This is a genomic window from Rhizobacter sp. P3_C12 (genome assembly GCF_056402735.1).
Window position 1 is genome coordinate 1 of record NZ_JBFUGW010000481.1, and the last position, 2816, is coordinate 2816.

Here is a 2816-nt window from a genome sequence, read left to right on the forward strand (position 1 = left end):
GTCGCGGCCGGGGCCGGGGCCACCGCTGGAGCCGGCGCAGGGGCCGCCGCAACCACCGCCGCAACAGCCACCGGAGCCGATGCCGCGACGGCGGTCGACACCACCGGTGCCACCGGCACGATGGTCGCGACCTCCGGCCCCTTCGGCAGCACCGGACGCGAACCGCTGAACGACATCGCGAAGGAGGCCGCACCGGCCACCAGCCCGCCGCCCACCAGCCACGGCAGCAGCCGGCCGATCGAGCGCGCCGGCCGCAGCACCGCGGTGCGCGACGCTGGCGCATCGCGGCGCGGCGGGGCCGCCAGCGCGGCGATCTCTTCGGGCTTCAGCATCTGCAGCGTCGGCACGAAATCCGTGCGCTCGCCTTCGGCGGCCTCGGTCACCTGGGGCGCCTTCGTCAGGGCCAGGTCGCGCTCGAGCTGCGCATCGAGCCGCGCCAGCATCGAGACGAAGGCGTCGCGCTCGCGCGTGCCGGCTTGCATCGCGGCGCCGCTCATGATGCGCTCCGCACGATGTTGACGCGCTTCATGCCGGCCAGGAAGGCCTCTCGCGCGCGACTCTCGTCGAGCTGCCCGGCCAGCGCGTTGCAGAACTGGTCGCGGTTGGTGACGACCGAGGCCGCGCGGCGCACCAGCACCTCGGCGATCGGCCCGATGTGCTCGGCCAGCAGCCGTGTCGCGTGCTCGATCACCGCCTGCGGCACGGTCTGCGCCTCGCGCCGCACCCGCTCGACCTCGAGGTCGCGCAGGCCCTGCGCATCGGTGCAGTAGTTCACCGCATCGCCGATGTGGCCGAACACCAGGCACGGGCGCAGCGGCGACTCCATCTCGGCGATGCGCTCGCCGCCGACCACCAGCAGCTGGCGCTCGTCGCGCTGCATCACCGCGGCGCAGCGCGACAGCGCCTTCGCCGCGGTCAGGTCCAGGCCGCCGCTGCGCGTCAGGTCGAGCACCACCTGGCGCGAGCTGATGTTCACGCGCTCCACCGCATGCACCGCGGCCTCGACGGTCGCGAAGAACAGCGGCTGGCCGATCTCGATCACCGGCACGTCGCGCGAACCCGTGTGGCCCATCGGCACGCCGACGATGGTCGGGGCCATCGCATCGGTCGCGTTGTATTCGCGGCGCACCAGGCTGTCGCGCATCTGCACGAAGGCCAGCACCGAGGCGGCGACCACACCGGCCGCCACCGCCACCAGGATGTCGGCCGACAGCATCAGCACGCACACGATCAGCACCACCGCCAGTTCGCCGCGCATGCCGCGCCGGTCGGCTTGCCATTGCGCCAGCAGCTCGCGCACCGGCGGCACGGCGATCTCGCCGGCCACGCACAACATCAGCGCGGCCACCACCGCCAGCGGCACCTTGACGATGATCGACGCGAACACCAGCGTGCCCAGGCCCACCAGCATCGCCGAGGCGAACGCGGCGCTGCGCGAGGTGGCACCGGCCTGCATGTGCACCGACGAGGTCGAGGTGCCACCGGCCACCGGCAGCCCGCCGGCCAGCAGCGAGACCAGCGAGCCGAGGGCGCCGGCCAGCAGCGCGCGGTTGGCGTCGAAGCGCTGCGTGCCGAGGTCTTCGATCTGCATCGCCGAGGTCAGCGTCTCGACCGAGTTGACGAGCGCGATCACCGCGGCGAAGGCCAGCACGTCGATCCAGCGGCCCGGCGGCCAGCCTTCGAGGAACTGCCCGAGGAGGCGCGACACCGGCAGCAGCGGGCCGCCGGCGAGGTCGATGGACGGCAGGTGCGGCAGCGCACCGGGCGCGCCGAGATCGACCACCAGCGCAACCAGCAGGCCGGCCGCGAGCCCCGCGAGCATCGCGCCGCCGGCCCCGTAGCGGGCCCGCAGCAACGCGAACACGCCGAAGGTGCCGATGGCGGTGCACAGCGGCGCCCACGGGCGCAGGCGGTCCGGCGCGGCCACCAGGTCGGGCAGCTCGGACCAGATCAGCCGCAGCGCCAGCGCGATCACGAGGCCCGCCGTCACCGAGGTCGGGATCAGCCGGATCAGGCCGCCGAGCTTCAGCGCCGCGAAGGCCAGCTGCAACAGCATCGCGAGGAACAGGCACAGCGACAGCAGCGCGAGCACCTGCGGCAGCTTGACGCCGTCGCCGGCACTGAACGACGCCGCGGCCGCCGCGATCACGACCGCGACCGAGGCGCGCGGCGAGAAGATCTGCGTCGGCACCGAGCCGAACGCGCTCGCGACGAGGGCGCCGAGCGAGGCGGCGATCAGCCCCGACAGCACCATCGCCGACACCACGCCCGGCCCCATCGACGAGATCGATCCGGCCGCTACCGCGCCATAGGACACGGTGGTGATCAGCGACAACAGCGCGGACAGCGAGGCCCCTCGCACGTCGCCCCAGGGCAGCGGGACGCGGTCGGGACGCAGGCCGTCGAAGGTGGAGTGGGTGGTGGAGCGCATGGTGGTGGTGGGCGGTGGAAGGTTCAGGCGTGGAACATGGCCTGCGCCGCCAGGCCGGGAGCGGCCGTGGGCGCAGAAGAAGGTCCGGAGGAGGTGCGCGGCACGGCGGCCGCGTCGATGCGGTAGCCGCTGCCGTAGACGCCGCGCAGCGCGAGCGCCTCGCCGGCGCAGCGCTTGAGCTTGCGGCGCAACTGATAGATGTGCTGTTCGATCGAGCGGCCGGTGATGCCGGCATCGGTGCCCCAGACATCCTGCGCGAGGCGGGCCCGGGTCACCAGCTGGCCGGCGTTCTCGAACAGCAGCTGGGCGAGCGCGAGTTCGCGGGCGGTCAGGCCGACGCGCTGCGAGCGCGAGACGATGGCACTGGCGCCGCGGTCGATGCTGC

At 73.5% G+C, this 2816-nt stretch carries 3 protein-coding genes; all 3 read right to left on the minus strand.

What is annotated here, in order from left to right; all coding sequences use genetic code 11:
• Positions 1 to 497 (minus strand): hypothetical protein (locus AC1DXV_RS33450; protein WP_477937855.1); only part of this gene is annotated, 497 nt, incomplete at its 3' end.
• A complete protein-coding gene (locus AC1DXV_RS33455) occupies positions 494 to 2431 on the minus strand; it encodes a SulP family inorganic anion transporter (protein WP_477937857.1) in 1938 nt (645 codons plus the stop codon). The genes AC1DXV_RS33455 and AC1DXV_RS33450, both read right to left, overlap by 4 nt.
• Before the next feature lie 23 nt (positions 2432 to 2454).
• Positions 2455 to 2816, minus strand: a 362-nt coding sequence (locus AC1DXV_RS33460; RefSeq protein WP_477937859.1) for a winged helix-turn-helix domain-containing protein, incomplete at its 5' end; no start/stop codon positions are given.

Bases quoted from the DNA above. Each gene is read 5' to 3' on its own strand.
- AC1DXV_RS33455 (WP_477937857.1), bottom strand. From the start codon at position 2,431: ATGCGCTCCACCACCCACTCCACCTTCGACGGCCTGCGTCCCGACCGC.